Source organism: Lentzea sp. NPDC058436 (assembly GCF_042721515.1).
GTDB lineage: Bacteria > Actinomycetota > Actinomycetes > Mycobacteriales > Pseudonocardiaceae > Lentzea.
This window is the reverse complement of record NZ_JBHXLF010000030.1, coordinates 21,266-35,663: the sequence shown is the minus strand read 5'-3', so window position 1 is coordinate 35,663 and position 14,398 is coordinate 21,266. Positions and strand designations below refer to the sequence as shown.

Sequence of the window (14,398 nt, the reverse complement as noted above, 5' to 3'; positions counted from 1 at the left end):
TTGCTTTGTGCCAAGGGGTTGTGAGGGACGGCATAGCCTGCGCGAACGCGATCCGGGCACCCCGGTTTGCTCCCGGCGTACCCACTCCCGTAACCTTGATGACGGCCCGCCATCCGACGGGTCCTGTCGTGTGCCTCCTCTGGTGCCTTTTGGTGGAAACACCTTCCCAGACTGGTTGGCGCATGGCCCGTCACCATCGAGTAGCAGGAGACTTCCGTCCTGATGTACGCGATCGTCAAGACCGGCGGCAAGCAGTACAAGGTCGCTGTCGGCGACATCGTCGAGGTCGAGAAGCTCGAGGGCGAGCCGGGCACCGAAATCTCCCTCCAGGCGCTGCTCGTGGTCGACGGCACTGACGTCACCGCAGACGCGGCGGCCCTGGCGAAGTTCTCGGTTACCGGCAAGCTGGTCGAGCACACCAAGGGCCCGAAGATTCGCATCCACAAGTTCAAGAACAAGACCGGCTACCACAAGCGACAGGGTCACAGGCAGAAGCTGACCCGCGTCGAGGTCACCGGCATCACCGGTAAGTGAGGACCTGACTTCTCATGGCACACAAAAAGGGTGCATCCAGTTCCCGCAACGGCCGTGACTCCAACGCTCAGTACCTGGGCGTGAAGCGGTACGGCGGTCAGGTCGTCAAGGCCGGCGAGATCCTGATCCGCCAGCGCGGCACCAAGTTCCACCCCGGCGTCGGCGTCGGCATCGGCAAGGACGACACGCTGTTCGCCCTGCTGCCGGGTTCGGTGGAGTTCGGTACGAAGCGCGGTCGCAAGACCGTCAACATCGTTCCGGTCGCGGTCTGAGGACCGTTTCCGCAACGTAGTTAGACCTCTGCGAGGGGCGGGACCGGTCAACCGGCTCCGCCCCTCGTTTTTTGTCTCCGTCTTGCTTGCACTCAAGCAAGTGGCTTGAAGGGAAGTAGTTCCGTGGCCCGCTTCGTAGACCGGGTGGTGATCCACGCTGCCGCCGGCAACGGGGGCAACGGGTGTGCTTCAGTGCACCGCGAGAAGTTCAAGCCGCTCGGCGGCCCGGACGGCGGCAACGGGGGCAGTGGCGGCAACGTCATCCTCGTCGTCGACTCGCAGGTGCACACCCTGCTGGACTTCCACTTCCGCCCGCACGCCTCCGCCACCAGCGGCAAGGCCGGTGCCGGTGCGAACCGCGACGGCGCCAACGGCGACGACCTGGTCCTGCGCGTCCCGGACGGCACCGTCGTGCTGACCGAGGCCGGCGAGATCGTCGCGGACCTCGTCGGCGAGGGCACCCAGCTCATCGCCGCCGCCGGTGGCCGTGGCGGTCTGGGCAACGCCTCGCTCGCGTCCAAGGCCCGCAAGGCCCCCGGTTTCGCGCTGCTCGGCGAGCCGGGCGAGACGCGTGACCTGGTGCTGGAGCTCAAGTCCGTCGCGGACGTCGGCCTGCTGGGCTTCCCGTCGGCCGGCAAGTCGTCGCTGATCTCCGTGCTCTCCGCCGCGAAGCCGAAGATCGCCGACTACCCGTTCACGACGCTGGTCCCGAACCTCGGCGTGATCACCGCGGGCGAGACCATCTTCACGATGGCGGACGTCCCCGGCCTGATCCCCGGTGCGTCGCAGGGCAAGGGCCTCGGCCTCGACTTCCTGCGCCACATCGAGCGCACCGCCGTGCTCGCGCACGTCGTCGACTGCGCCACGTACGAGCCGGGCCGCGACCCGATCGCCGACATCGACGCGCTGGAGAAGGAACTCTCCGAGTACACCCCGGCGCTGGGCGGCAACTTCGAGGACCGCCCGCGCGTGGTGATCCTCAACAAGGTCGACATCCCGGACGCCCAGGACCTCGCCGACATCGTCCGCCCGGAGATCGAGGCCCGCGGCCTGCCGGTCTTCGAGGTGTCGACCGTGTCCCGCCAGGGTCTGCGAGAGCTGACGTTCAAGCTGGCCGAGGTCGTGCGCGAGTACCGCGAGGCCCAGCCGAAGAAGGAATCGACCCGAATCGTGTTGCGGCCGACCGCCGTCGACGACCAGGGCTTCACCGTGACCGAGGACACCTCGGTCGAGGGTGGCTTCATCGTGAAGGGCGAACGCCCCGAGCGCTGGATCCGCCAGACCGACTTCTCCAACGACGAAGCCGTCGGTTACCTCGCGGACCGCCTGAACAGGCTGGGCGTCGAGGACAAGCTCGTGAAGATGGGCGCAGTTCCCGGTTGCCAGGTCACCATCGGCGACCTGATCTTCGACTGGGAACCGACCACCCCGGCCGGCATCGCGATGACGATGACCGGACGTGGCACGGACGTCCGTCTTGAGCGCAACGACCGCATCGGCGCCCACGAGCGCAAGGCCCTGAAGAAGGCCCGCCGCGCGCCCGGTGACTACGGCGACGACTTCGACGAGGAGTAAACGGTGACGGCCCCCGTGGTCTCACAGGCTCGGCAGGCGGTCGCCTCGGCGCACCGCATCGTGGTCAAGGTCGGGTCTTCCTCTTTGACCACAGCGGAAGGTGGCCTCGACCCGGCGCGTCTCGACGCGCTGGTCGACGCCCTCGCCGCCCGTTCCGCGGCAGGCAGCCAGGTCGTGCTCGTGTCCTCGGGCGCGATCGCCGCAGGCCTGGCGCCGTTGAAGATCTCCCGCCGCCCGCGCGACCTCGCCACCCAGCAGGCCGCGGCGAGCGTCGGGCAGCTGACACTCGCGCACGCCTACGCGAACTCGTTCGGCCGCTACTCGCTGACCGTCGGCCAGGTCCTGCTGACCGCGGACGACGTGGTGCGCCGCTCGCACTACCGCAATGCCCAGCGCACGTTCGACCGCCTGCTGGCTCTCGGCGCCGTGCCGGTCGTGAACGAGAACGACACCGTTGCCACCGAAGAGATCCGCTTCGGCGACAACGACCGTCTCGCTGCCCTGGTGGCCCACCTGGTCGGCGCGGACGCGTTGTTCCTGCTGTCCGACGTGGACGCCCTCTACTCGGGCGATCCGCGCAAGCCGGGGGCCGTCCGCATCTCCGAGGTGGAGTCGGCGTCCGACGTGGACGGTGTGAAGGCCGGAACCGCCGGCGCCTCGGGTCTCGGCACGGGTGGCATGGCCTCGAAGCTCGCCGCGGCACGCCTGGCGTCGTCCGCGGGCATCCCGGTGCTGCTCACCAGCGCCACCGAAGCGGGCCGCGCCCTGACGTCCGCCGACGTCGGCACCGCTTTCGCCGCAACGGGTTCACGCCTCACCGCCCGCCGGTTCTGGCTCGGGTACGCCACCGACGCCAACGGCCGCCTGCACCTCGACGACGGCGCGGTCGCGGCGGTCGTGGGCAGGCGCCGTTCGCTGCTGGCCGCCGGCATCACCGGCGTGGACGGCGACTTCGAGGCGGGCGACGTGGTCGAGCTGGTCAGCCTCACGGGCGAGGTCGTGGCCCGTGGCGTGGTCGGGTACGACGCGGCCGAGCTGCCGTCGTTGATCGGCCGCAAGACCCACGACCTGGCTCTGGAACACCGCCGCGAGGTCGTGCACGCGGACGATCTGGTGCCGCTGCACCGCTAATGTCGGTGCATGGCCCGGATGCATGACATCGTCATCGACTGCGCCCACCCCGCGTCGCTGGCCCGGTTCTGGGCGCAGGCGCTGGACGACCACGAGATCGCGCCGTACGACGACGGCGAACTGGCCCGGCTGAGCGCCATCGGCGTCGACGACCCGGAGGACGACCCGTCGGTGCTGCTCGACGGGTCGCCGCGGTTCTTCTTCACCCGCGTGCCGGAGCCGAAGACCGTCAAGAACCGCGTGCACGTCGACCTGTTGTGCGACGACGTCGAGGCCGAGGTGGCGCGGCTAGTCGACCTCGGTGCCTCGGTGGTGAGCCGCGACGGCGTCTGGTTCGTGCTGGCCGACCCCGAGGGCAACGAGTTCTGCCTCAGCTCAACCGAACACCCTTCGTCTCCGGAAGAGTGAGCACCACGAGCAGCGTGATCACCGCGCCGACCGTGACGTACCAGAAGAAGACGGTGCCTCCCACGGCCTGGATGACCAGCGGGGCGGTGCCGCCGAACACCGCGACGGTCAGGTTGTACCAAGCCCCGATGCCGAGCCCGCGCAGTTCCGTCGGGAACAGCTCGCTCATGATCGCGGGCGCGATCGCCGTGAACGCGCTGTAGAGCCCGAGGCCGACGGCGAACACGATCACGAGGTTCGCCAGACCGGGTTTGACCAGCGTGGAGAGCGGCACCACCAGCAACGCCATCGCCGCCGACCACACGAGCATCTGCGGTTTGCGGCCGTAGCGGTCCGCCGTCCAGCCCATCGGGTACTGCAACGCGATGAACACCACCGTGCCGATCGACAACGCCAGGAACACGTCGATGTCGTTGGCGCCCTTGGTCTTCACCGCGAACGGCGTCAGTGCGCTGAAGAACGTGTAGAAGCTCAGCGTCGACAGCAGCGTGACGCCGATGATCTGCCCGACGGCCTTCGGGTGCTCCTTCACCGTCGTCAGCAGCGGGTTGCGCAGCTTCTCGGCCTTGGCCTTGTTGTCCTCGAACTGGTCGGTCTCCTTGAGCTCGCGCCGCAGCCACAGCCCGATCAGGCCGAGCACGCCGCCGATCAGGAACGGCACGCGCCAGCCGTAGGAGGCCATCGCGGCCTTGTCGAGGTTGCGGGACAGGAAGAACCCGAGCAGTGATGCGATCAGCACCGCCGCGCCCGTCGAGATGTAGAAGAACGACGAGTAGCGGCCGCGGTGGGAGGCGGGCGCGATCTCCGCTAGGTACGCCGACGCGTTCGAGACCTCGCCGCCGAGTGCCATGCCCTGGGCGATCCTCGCCAGCACCAGCAACGCCGGCGACAGCCAGCCGACCTGCTCGAACGTCGGCAGCAGACCGATCACGACCGACCCGCCGGACATCAGCACGATCGTCAGCAGCATCGCGGTGCGGCGGCCTCTGAGGTCGGCGAACCGGCCCAGCAGATAGCCGCCGAGAGGGCGGAAGAAGAAGGCGAGCGCGAACGTCGCGAACGTGCTCAGCAGCGCCGCGGCCTCGTTGCCGGAGGGGAAGATCTGCGTCGCGAAGTAGATGCTGAAGGCCGTGTAGATGCCCCAGTCGTACCACTCCACGGCGTTGCCGGCGCTGGATGCGACGAGCGTGCGCACGGGCAGTCGATGCTTCTGCGATGTAACCGCCATAGACGCACCCAATCACATACGGCGACGAATCGGTGCGTATGTCTCGACTGGATCGTTGGTCAGGAAGTCGACGATGATCGCGTTGCACAGCGCGGGTTTCTCGTGCAGCAGGCCGTGCGACGTGCCGGGAACGACCGCCAGCTCGGCGTTCGGCAACGCGCGGTACATGGCGGTGGCGTGCTCCAGCGTCACCTCGTCGTCGTCGCCGATCATCACGAGCGTCCGGTTCTCCAGCTTCCCGAGATCTGTCCCGGTCAACGCGGGCGAACGGTGGTGCATCGGCGTCAGTTCCGTGGCCGGGTCCCAGCCGTCGTGGTGGTAGACGCCGCACACGACCACAAGGCGCTGCACGAGGTCTGGCCTGAGCACGGCGGTGAGCAGTGCCACGGTGGCGCCGTCGCTGCAGCCGAGCAGGTGCGCCGGCCCGGTTCGTTCCAGGAACTCGACGGTTTCCTGAGCCATCTCGGTGTGGTCCTGCGTGGCCTGGTCGACGCGATGGGGCGCGTGCAGGGCGAAGTCCGCGAGGGCGTTGAACTGCGGCCCGAACGCGGAGGGGTCCGCGCCGCCGGGGTGCAGGAGCACGAGTGAGTCAGCCATGTGCGTGTGGACCTCTCTCGTCGTTGATACTCATCGCCGTGCGATCAATTGGTTTGGTGACGTTGGTGGTCCGCGACTACGACGAGGCGATCCGCTTCTACGTGGAGGGACTCGGGTTCACGCTGGTCGAGGACCTTCCGCAGGGCGACAAGCGCTGGGTCGTGGTGTCGGCGGGGGAGGGGACGTCGCTGTTGCTGGCACAGGCTGACACAGGACAGCAGCAGGCACGAGTGGGCGACCAGACCGGAGGCCGGGTCGGGTTCTTCCTCAACACCGACGACTTCGACCGCGACCACGCCCGCATGGCCGCGTACGGCGTGTACTTCCGCGAGGAGCCGCGCGACGAGGTCTACGGCCGCGTGGCCGTGTTCGAGGACCTCTACGGCAACCGCTGGGACCTGATTCAGCCCACCCGCGCCTGACCGGGCGAGACACCGACGATCCGCTTGAACGCCCGGCTGAACGCGGCCTCGGACTCGTAGCCGAGGCCGCGGGCGATCTCGCTGACCGTGCTGTCACGGTCCTTGAGGCGGTTCATCGCGACGTGCATGCGCCACCGCGTGACGTAGCGCATAGCCGGTTCGCCCACGAGGTCGGTGAACCGCGCCGCGAACGCCGACCGCGACATGGCGGTCTGGTGCGCGAGGCGTTCGACGGTCCACGGCTGCGCGGGATCGCGGTGGATCAGTGCGAGAGCCTGCCCGATCTGCTCGTCCTGCAACGCGCCCAGCCAGCCGGTGCGCGCGGCCGGGTCGTTGGCGAGCCACGAGCGGATCGTCTGGATCACCAGCACGTCCGCGAGCCTGGTGATGACCGCCTCACCGCCGGGGCGCACGGCCTGCGACTCGATGGCCATCAGGTCGATCGTGGCGCGCATGTCGTCGGCCTGGCGGATGTACAGCACGTTCGGCAGCACGGTCACGAGGTGCCTCGCGGCGGGGTGGTCGAAGCGGACCGCGCCGCACACGAGGTGCGTCACCGCGCCGCCGCCCCCGTGCCGCAGGATCGCGTAGTTCTCCGTCTCGTACTCGTGCGGCAGCGTCGTGACGACCGGCGTCTCCGCCGTCCTGTCGGAGAAGAGCCGATGGCGCTGCCCGCCCGGCACGAGCAGCACGTCGCCGGGTTCGAGCGAGACGACCTGGCCGTCGACCTCGACGTCGCACTGACCGCTGGTCAGGACGTGGAACCACAGGCAGTCCGCCATGTCGGGCATCGTCGCGCCCCACGGAGCCGTGAGCTCGTTGCGGCAGTAGAAGGTGCCGGACATCCTCAACAGGTGCAGCGCCTCGCCCAGTGCGTCCGTCATGCAGGTCATTCTGGACGAACGAGCAAGCCCGCGCGATGAACTGTCATTGAGAGTCCGGCGTGTGGCGGTCAGAGTTAGCCGCATGGGGACACTCACGCTGATCGCGGTCACGGCCACCGGTCTGATGGCCGGAGTCTTCTTCGCCTTCTCCGTCGGGGTCATGCCCGGCCTCGCGGACCTGTCGCCCGCGGACGCCCGCGCCGCCATGCGCCGGATCAACGCGCGCATCCAGAACCCGGTGTTCCTGCTGATGTTCCTCGGCACCGCCGTCGTGTGCGGCATCGAGGTGTTCCAGGGCAGGATCGCCGGCGGCCTGCTCTACGTCGTCGGCTGCTTCCTGCTGACCATGGTCGTCAACGTGCCGATGAACAACCGCCTCGAACGGACCGACGACGCCTACTGGCCCGAGTACCTGAGCAGGTGGACGCTCTGGAACCACGTGCGCGGCGTGGCGTGCCTCGCCTCGACGGTCACCCTGCTGCTCGGATTCTGAGCCCGTTCCTCGGCCGCATCGCGGCGAGACCGGTGGGCGTGAGGCGTTGGGGGAGCAGCTCCGGTTTCTCTTGTTCCAGCAACACTTTCAGCATCACCGTGAGCTCGGTCGTGGCGAGCCCGGCACCGACGCACCGGTGCGGCCCGCCCCCGAACGGCAGGAACTCGTGCGGCGCCGGCTTCGCCTCCCAGCGGTGCGGGTCGAACCTCAGCGGGTCCGGGAAGACCTCGGCCAGCCGATGCGTCACGTACGGGCTGTACAGCAGGAACGCGCCCTGCTTGATCTTCTTCCCGGCGAACTCGAACGGCTGCGCGGCGACCCGCGCCGACACGACCGCCGGCGGGTAGAGCCGCAGCGTCTCGCTGACGACGTTGGCCAGGTAGTCGTCGTCCTGCTGAGCCCGCTCCCAAACTCCGGTGTGCCGCAACAGGTTGAACACCGCCCACGCCATCGCGCCACTGGTCGTCTCGTACCCGGCCGCGATGAGCGTGACGACCTGGTCGCGCACCTCCAGGTCGCTGAGCCCGTCACCCTGCACGAGAGAGGCGAGCACGTCACCGGCCTCCTTGCCCTGACGCGTCTCCTCGATCGCCTGGTACACCTTCGCGTCAACGGCCCTGCGCGCCCTCATCGCGTTGCGCCAGGCAGGCGCCCGCATCACCCTGAGCAACGTGACGACCGCAGGGTTGCGGTCGATCAGGTTGATCAGCACCTGCAGGTGCGCGCCGAAGAAGTCCGCCTCCTTCGCCAACTCCTCGCCGAACAACGCGTGGATCGTGCTGCGCCGAATGGCCCGCCGGAACTCCTGGTAGGCGTCGACCACCTCACCGGCCCGCCACGCGTTCACCGTCGCCTCGGCGTTGGCCCGCATCACCGGCACGTAGCTCGCGATCTGCCGATGCGCCAACGCGGGCTGCACGAACCGGCGGCGCCGCTTGTGGTCCTCACCGTCGCTCACGATCAACGACGTGGGCCCGTCCACCGGCACCAGCGACTGGAACGCCCGCTCGACCTCGAACAGCTCGGAGTGGGCGAACACGAACCGGTTGGCCTCGGGCCCGAGCAGGTAGGTGTACGGCCCGACCCGCACGACCGGCCCGAACCGCCGGTACAGCCCGATCAGAAGATCAGCCTGTCGGTACCGCACGACGTCCGGAATCATGACCAGGACAGTGCCACACCGAGCCGGGGAGTCGTTCCGCGATGACCGACGAGATCTCCAACTCGGTCACCGGCGACGTCCACGGGACCGTCGTGCAGATCGGAACCGTGCAGCAACTGCACTTCCACGGCGGCTACCAGCGGTTGCACGACGTCACCCTCGATCTCGACCTGCTGCCCGCCGAACTGAGGCTGACCGATGCGGAGGGGCCTGTCGGCCTGTTCACCGGGCGCGACTGGCTGATCGAGCAGATCGACGCGTTCATCGCGGGCTGCGTCCGCGACGGGGTCGGCGGCCACCTGGTCGTCGAGGCGGAAGCGGGCATGGGCAAGACGGCGCTCGCGACCTACCTCGCGTTCACCAGGGACTACCCCACGCACGTGACGCGGCTGCCAGGAGGCACCTCGCCGGAGACCGCGCGCACGAACCTCGCCGCGCAGGTCATCGCCCGCTGGGAACTGGACTCCGCACCGGCCGGAGTGCTGCCGTCCGGCCACGACACCACCGGCTGGCTGGCCAAGCAACTCCTCGCCGCCGCACGCCGCCGTGACGAGGTCGCCCCGGACACCCCGGTGGTCCTGCTGGTCGACGGCCTCGACGAGGCACCTCCACCGGCCCCCGGTGAGCTCCCGCTCGGGCTGCCCCGGTCCCTGCCGCCGGGCACCGTCCTGATCGTGACCACCCGGCCCGGCACCCGGCTGCCCCACGGACTGGGCCGGGTCCACCGCATCGAGGTCGAAAGCGCGTCCAACCGCCGCGACCTGGCGTCCTTCCTCGACCGCGTCACCCGCCGCGACCCGCGACTGTCCTCCGCGATCGACGCGGCCGGCTTCGGAGCCGACCAGTTCCGCCGGCTGCTCGCCGAGCGGTCCGGTGGCGTGTGGATCTACGCCACGTACGTGCTGGAGCAGATCCGCGGCGGTGCGTCCGCCGACATCGCCCGCCTGCCTCACGGCCTGGCCGACTACTACGCCGACAACATCGCCCGCTGGAGCGCTTCACCCACCTGGCAGTCGGTCGGCTTGCCGCTGCTCGCCTCTCTCGCGGCCGCCCGTCGCCCGCTGCCGGCCGGCCTCCTCGCGTTGTGGGTCTCGCTCGACCTCGCCGCCGTGAAGTCGTTGCTGCGCGGCCCTTTCAAGCCCTTCCTGGTGACCCGCTCCGGCGGCGACCCGGACACCTACGCGTTGCGGCACCAGAGCTTCCGCGACTTCTGCAACGGTGAGGTGCCCGGCGACCACCTCCGTGAACTGGCCAACGACCTGGCCGCCGCCACGCAGGACGTCCACCGGCGGCTGGTCGACGCGCTGCCCCTCGACTCGGAGTACGCGCGGGAACACCTCGCCCAGCACGCCGCGTTGTCCGGCCGGCTCGACGAGCTGCTCGACCAGCCGGACTTCCTCCTGACCACGTCGGTTCCCGCTCTGCTGCGCCAACGCCGGCACGTCTCCGAGGCTTCGCAGAGCACGCTCGCCGTCGTCGAGATGGCCGCCAACGCGTGGCGCTCCGACACCGACCGCCGCGATGCGATGCTGGTGGCGGCCTTGAAGATCGGCGTGACCACCCTCGCCGATCAGCTCCGTCCGCCGGACGGTTGGCGCGCGCGGCACGCGTTGTGGCGCGGCACGTCCCACAGCCTGCTGGACACGCGGATCAACCATCCCGAAGCCGTGGCCGTCGTTCCTCTTCCTGACGGCAGCACCCTTCTCGCCATCTCCGGGGAGTACAAGGTCGTGCGGCTGATGGACGCCGCCACGGGTGCCCGCCGCGGCGAGTTCGGCACGGCGTCGGCGGTGCAGGCGCTGGCGTTCGTGCCGATGCCGGACGACACGGTGCTTCTCGCGGTGGCCGAGGACGACGAGGTGACCTTGCGCGACCTCACCGGCGAGGTCGTCCGCGCACTGCCCCGCCACGTGACGCATCGCCGGAACACGGTTCAGCGACTGGTCCTGGTGTCCCTGCCCGGCGGTGCGCTGCTCGCGGGGTCCGGCCCCGACCACGTGGTGAGGCTGTGGGACCCCGCGACGGGCGCACTCCGGGGTGAGCTGACCGGCCACCACAGCACCATCTGGGCGTTGTCGGCGCTGCCGCGTCCCGACGGCACCACCCTGCTGGCCAGCGGAGGGGACGACGACCTCCGCGTGTGGGACCCGGTCACGTCCGCCTGTCTGCGCACGATCCCGAGGGTCCACTACAACCGGACGTTCGCGAGCACGCTGGTGCCGATGCCGGACGGCACCGTGTGCCTCGCCGCCTCCGGATGGCGCGACGCCGGCGCGGCCGGCAGCGATCACGTGGTACGGCTGTGGGACATCGCGACAGGCGAACTCCGCCACGAGATTCCCCTGCGCGGCAACGAGATCAGGAGCCTGGTCGTGTGTTCGGCGTCCCTTCTGGCCGGTGCGGGGCAGGACGGCGTCATCCGGTTGTGGGACCTCACTTCCCTCACACCGCACGGCGAACTCGAAGGCCATACCGGCGGTGTGCGCACACTCGTGTCCGTTCCGTCCGACCGCACGATGCTGGCCAGTGCGTGTACGAACCACGAGGTGCGCGTGTGGGACGTCGCCGCGAGCAGGCTGCACGGCACCGTCAAAGGACATGTCGGAGAGGTTCGGGCTCTGACGACGGTGCGACTCGACGACGGCACCACCCTGGTGGCGAGCGGCGGCACCGACCGGGTCATCAGGTTGTGGAACCCGACGACCGGAACCCTGCACCGCGAACTCCACGGCCACAGCAGGACCATCAAGGAACTCGACACCGCGCCGCTGTCGGACGGCACGAACGTCATCGTCAGCGTCGACGAGGAGACGGTGCGCTTCTGGAACCCTGCCACCGGCGAGAGCACCACCGCGGTCCACATCTACCACCGAGACCACGACAACAGCCGGCTCGCCGTGCTGCGCACGCAGGACGGCACCTGCCTCCTGGCACGGACCGCGTCCACGATCAAGGACGGCTACGACTACCTCGACAGCGACTCGCCGATGGAGAAGTACGAGAAGCTCATCAACCTCAGTTCCATCACGCCTTCCGCCACTCGTGTCGCCCAAGCCGGCTACGGAGTTGACCTCAACGGCCACAACGTCATACCGATCACGTGTCTCTCGCCGCTCCGCCTGCCGGACGGAACACAGTTGCTGGCGAGCGCCGAAGACCAGTGCGTGAAGCTCTGGCACCCCATCACCTGCGAGGTCCACGAGGAGATCGACGCCGGCTACGTCTCCGCCATGACCACCGTTCCCACGCCGCGCGGCGACGTGCTCGCGATCGCCGGAGACGAGGCCGTGAGGCTCTGGGACAGCACGACCGGCACCAGTCGCTCGATTCCCGTGGCCGCGGCGATCTGGCGCATGATCGCCGTGCCGACCTCGTCGGGTTTCCTGCTCGCAGGGACCGGCGAGGACCGCGTGGTGCGGCTGTGGGATCCGTTCGACGGGGAACTGGTCCGAGAGCTCGAAGGCCACACCGCCGCCGTGCGGGACCTCGCCACTCTCGCGCTACCCGACGGCACCACCGTCCTGGTGAGCGGCAGCTGGCACGGTGAGATCGTGTTCTGGGAGCTCGCGGACCGGTCGTGATCCTCAGTTCGTCACCGCCAGCGCGAACGGCAGCACGGCGGACACCCCCTCCTTCCTGAGCATCCGAGCCGCTACCGTCATCGTCCACCCGGTGTCGATGTGGTCGTCCACCAACAGCACCGGACCGTCCACATCGGACACCTTCGGCGTCTCGCCCGACCGCACCAGACCGGCGAGGCGCTGCGCGGAGTTGGCCTTGTGCGTCGACTCGCCGAGCCACACGGTGCCGAGGAACGGCAACCGCCCGATCGAGGCGATCTTCTGCCCGAAGCTGCCGACCAGCTGCGGGCGCCGGCGCGAGCCGACCGTCACCACGCCGACCGGCCGTTCGTCCCAGTCCCACGCCGTCAGCACCTTCACGCACGCCGCGAACACGTCGTCCGGGATCTCGCGGTCGCCGCCGTCGGCCAGCAGATCGCGCAACCGGTTGCCCCACCCGATGTCCGTGAGACGGCCGAGCGCCCTGCCCGTGGCCGCCACCTCGGTCGCCGGGATCTTGCCGGACAGCGGGACGCCGATCGCGCCCATGCCCGTCGGCCACATCTTGCGCGGCGCCACGTCCAGGCCGGGGCGCAGCAGCCGTTCCCTGGCAGCGCTCGCCGCGGTGTCGGACACCTCGACGGACAACCGCTCGCCGGTGCAGTTGTCGCAGCGCCCGCACTCGTGCGAGGTCGGATCGTCGAGCTGGTCCTGCAGGAACTTCATCCGGCACGTGCCGGTGCGCAGGTAGTCGACCATGACCTGCTGCTCGGCCCTGCGCGCCTCCGCGATGCGCGCGTACCGCTCGCCGTCGTACTCCCACGGCCGGCCCGTCGACTCCCAGCCGCCCTTCACGCGCCGGACCGCGCCGTCGACGTCCAGCACCTTCAGCACCACCTCCAGCCTGCCGCGCGACAGCTCGACCATCGGCTCCAGCGCCGCCGTCGACAGCGCCCTGCCCGCGCCGTCGAGCGCGGACAGCACCTGCCGCACCACCACCTCGGGCGGGAACGCCAGCGACGCGAAGTACGCCCAGATGTCGCGGTCCTCGTGACCCGGCAGCAGCACCACCTCGGCCCGTTCGACACCACGGCCCGCACGGCCGATCTGCTGGTAGTACGCGATCGGCGAGGACGGAGCGCCGACGTGCACGACGAACCCCAGGTCCGGCTTGTCGAAACCCATGCCCAGCGCGGAGGTGGCGACGAGCGCCTTGACCTTGTTGCCCAGCAGGTCCTCCTCGGCCCGCTCCCGTTCGGCGGGCTCGGTCTTGCCCGAGTACGCGGCCACCGCGAAGCCGCGCGAGGCGAGGAACGCCGCGATGTCGTCCGCCGCCGCCACCGTGAGCGTGTAGATGATCCCGGAACCCGGCAGGCGTTCGAGCTGCTCGGCCAGCCACCCGAGCCGCGACTCCGCGGTCGGCAGCAGCGCGACCGACAGGCGAAGGCTGTCGCGGTCCAGCGGCCCGCGCAGCACCAGCGTGCCCTCCTCGGCCCCGAGCCCCAGCTGCTCGGTGACGTCGTGGACCACCCTGTTGTTGGCCGTGGCCGTCGTCGCCAGCACCGGCACGCCCGGCGGCAGCTCTGTCAGCAACGTCCGCAGCCTGCGGTAGTCGGGCCGGAAGTCGTGCCCCCAGTCCGAGATGCAGTGCGCCTCGTCGACGACGAGCATGCCCGCCGACGCCGTCAGCGAAGGCAGCACCGAGTCGCGGAAGTCGGGGTTGTTCAGCCGCTCCGGACTCACCAGGAGCACGTCGACCTCGCCGGCCGCGACCTGCTCCTGCACGGCGTCCCACTCGCCGGGGTTCGCCGAGTTGATCGTCACCGCGTGCACACCGGCCCGCGCCGCCGCGTCGATCTGGTTGCGCATCAACGCGAGCAACGGCGACACGATGACCGTCGGCCCCTCGCCGAGCTGACGCAACAACGCCGTGGCGATGAAGTACACGGCCGACTTGCCCCAGCCGGTGCGCTGGACGACGAGAGCTCTGCGGCGCTGGGCCACGAGCGTGTGGATCGCGGTCCACTGGTCCTCGCGCAGTGCCGCCTCCGGGCCCGCCAGTGCCCGGAGCCGTTCCTCCGCCAGTTCTCGCAACGCGATGTCGTCCATGGGAGGCAAGCTTGCCAGGCCAC

13 protein-coding genes are annotated in these 14,398 nt (G+C 69.6%); 8 read left to right on the top strand and 5 right to left on the bottom strand.

The features are described 5' to 3' along the window. Nucleotides 1-222 precede the first annotated feature (222 nt). The 5 genes from rplU (at nt 223) to ACFWN2_RS43305 (ending at nt 3,920) form a co-directional block, all read left to right on the top strand. On the top strand, nt 223-534 hold the full coding sequence (gene rplU / locus ACFWN2_RS43325) for a 50S ribosomal protein L21 (protein ID WP_030479431.1): 312 nt from the start codon (nt 223-225) through the stop codon (nt 532-534). A gap of 14 nt (nt 535-548) precedes the next feature. Continuing rightward, nucleotides 549-806: a 50S ribosomal protein L27 gene (gene rpmA / locus ACFWN2_RS43320; protein WP_382436504.1), complete on the top strand. Its 258-nt coding sequence runs from the start codon at nt 549-551 to the stop codon at nt 804-806. Nucleotides 807-929: 123 nt separating this feature from the next. Further along, the gene (obgE, locus tag ACFWN2_RS43315; protein WP_382436503.1) at nt 930-2,381 is read left to right on the top strand and encodes a GTPase ObgE; all 1,452 of its coding nucleotides are present in this window, start codon (nt 930-932) and stop codon (nt 2,379-2,381) included. A 3-nt stretch (nt 2,382-2,384) separates the two neighbouring features. After that, the gene (gene proB / locus ACFWN2_RS43310) at nt 2,385-3,512 is read left to right on the top strand and encodes a glutamate 5-kinase (RefSeq protein WP_382436501.1); all 1,128 of its coding nucleotides are present in this window, start codon (nt 2,385-2,387) and stop codon (nt 3,510-3,512) included. A 9-nt stretch (nt 3,513-3,521) separates the two neighbouring features. Continuing rightward, a complete protein-coding gene (locus tag ACFWN2_RS43305; RefSeq protein ID WP_382436500.1) occupies nt 3,522-3,920 on the top strand; it encodes a VOC family protein in 399 nt (132 codons plus the stop codon). On the opposite strand, the gene ACFWN2_RS43300 is transcribed toward ACFWN2_RS43305, so the two are convergent. Together ACFWN2_RS43300 and ACFWN2_RS43295 are read right to left on the bottom strand one after the other, a co-directional pair. Beyond that, nucleotides 3,883-5,148, bottom strand: coding sequence for an MFS transporter (locus tag ACFWN2_RS43300; protein ID WP_382436499.1), 1,266 nt, complete (start codon nt 5,146-5,148; stop codon nt 3,883-3,885). The two genes, ACFWN2_RS43305 and ACFWN2_RS43300, sit on opposite strands and share 38 nt — an antisense overlap. Nucleotides 5,149-5,160: 12 nt before the next feature. Continuing rightward, nucleotides 5,161-5,745: an alpha/beta fold hydrolase gene (locus ACFWN2_RS43295; protein WP_382436497.1), complete on the bottom strand. Its 585-nt coding sequence runs from the start codon at nt 5,743-5,745 to the stop codon at nt 5,161-5,163. Nucleotides 5,746-5,783: 38 nt separating this feature from the next. On the opposite strand from ACFWN2_RS43295, the gene ACFWN2_RS43290 reads away from it, so the two are divergent. Continuing rightward, on the top strand, nt 5,784-6,167 hold the full coding sequence (locus tag ACFWN2_RS43290) for a VOC family protein (RefSeq protein ID WP_382436496.1): 384 nt from the start codon (nt 5,784-5,786) through the stop codon (nt 6,165-6,167). Here ACFWN2_RS43290 and ACFWN2_RS43285 read toward each other — a convergent pair. Beyond that, nucleotides 6,149-7,051, bottom strand: coding sequence for an AraC family transcriptional regulator (locus ACFWN2_RS43285; protein ID WP_382436495.1), 903 nt, complete (start codon nt 7,049-7,051; stop codon nt 6,149-6,151). The two genes, ACFWN2_RS43290 and ACFWN2_RS43285, sit on opposite strands and share 19 nt — an antisense overlap. 82 nt (nt 7,052-7,133) lie before the next feature. Between ACFWN2_RS43285 and ACFWN2_RS43280 the strand changes: the two genes are divergently transcribed. Then, on the top strand, nt 7,134-7,544 hold the full coding sequence (locus ACFWN2_RS43280; RefSeq protein WP_382436494.1) for a DUF1772 domain-containing protein: 411 nt from the start codon (nt 7,134-7,136) through the stop codon (nt 7,542-7,544). Here the strand turns inward: ACFWN2_RS43280 and ACFWN2_RS43275 are convergent. Continuing rightward, complete coding sequence (locus ACFWN2_RS43275; protein WP_382436493.1) at nt 7,522-8,706, bottom strand: cytochrome P450; 1,185 nt, start codon at nt 8,704-8,706, stop codon at nt 7,522-7,524. The genes ACFWN2_RS43280 and ACFWN2_RS43275 overlap by 23 nt on opposite strands. A gap of 41 nt (nt 8,707-8,747) precedes the next feature. On the opposite strand from ACFWN2_RS43275, the gene ACFWN2_RS43270 reads away from it, so the two are divergent. Then, nucleotides 8,748-12,287, top strand: a complete 3,540-nt coding sequence (locus tag ACFWN2_RS43270; RefSeq protein WP_382436492.1) for a hypothetical protein — start codon at nt 8,748-8,750, stop codon at nt 12,285-12,287. 3 nt (nt 12,288-12,290) lie between these two features. On the opposite strand, the gene ACFWN2_RS43265 is transcribed toward ACFWN2_RS43270, so the two are convergent. After that, the gene (locus ACFWN2_RS43265) at nt 12,291-14,375 is read right to left on the bottom strand and encodes a RecQ family ATP-dependent DNA helicase (protein ID WP_382436491.1); all 2,085 of its coding nucleotides are present in this window, start codon (nt 14,373-14,375) and stop codon (nt 12,291-12,293) included. Between the last annotated feature and the right edge of the window lie 23 nt (nt 14,376-14,398).

Excerpts from the sequence above, each read along its gene's own strand:
- rplU (WP_030479431.1), top strand. The coding sequence starts at position 223 with ATGTACGCGATCGTCAAGACCGGCGGCAAGCAGTACAAGGTCGCTGTC.
- ACFWN2_RS43305 (WP_382436500.1), top strand. The coding sequence starts at position 3,522 with ATGGCCCGGATGCATGACATCGTCATCGACTGCGCCCACCCCGCGTCG.
- ACFWN2_RS43300 (WP_382436499.1), bottom strand. The coding sequence starts at position 5,148 with ATGGCGGTTACATCGCAGAAGCATCGACTGCCCGTGCGCACGCTCGTC.
- ACFWN2_RS43270 (WP_382436492.1), top strand. The coding sequence starts at position 8,748 with ATGACCGACGAGATCTCCAACTCGGTCACCGGCGACGTCCACGGGACC.
- ACFWN2_RS43285 (WP_382436495.1), bottom strand. The coding sequence starts at position 7,051 with ATGACGGACGCACTGGGCGAGGCGCTGCACCTGTTGAGGATGTCCGGC.
- ACFWN2_RS43275 (WP_382436493.1), bottom strand. The coding sequence starts at position 8,706 with ATGATTCCGGACGTCGTGCGGTACCGACAGGCTGATCTTCTGATCGGG.
- ACFWN2_RS43280 (WP_382436494.1), top strand. The coding sequence starts at position 7,134 with ATGGGGACACTCACGCTGATCGCGGTCACGGCCACCGGTCTGATGGCC.
- ACFWN2_RS43295 (WP_382436497.1), bottom strand. The coding sequence starts at position 5,745 with ATGGCTGACTCACTCGTGCTCCTGCACCCCGGCGGCGCGGACCCCTCC.
- ACFWN2_RS43265 (WP_382436491.1), bottom strand. The coding sequence starts at position 14,375 with ATGGACGACATCGCGTTGCGAGAACTGGCGGAGGAACGGCTCCGGGCA.
- rpmA (WP_382436504.1), top strand. The coding sequence starts at position 549 with ATGGCACACAAAAAGGGTGCATCCAGTTCCCGCAACGGCCGTGACTCC.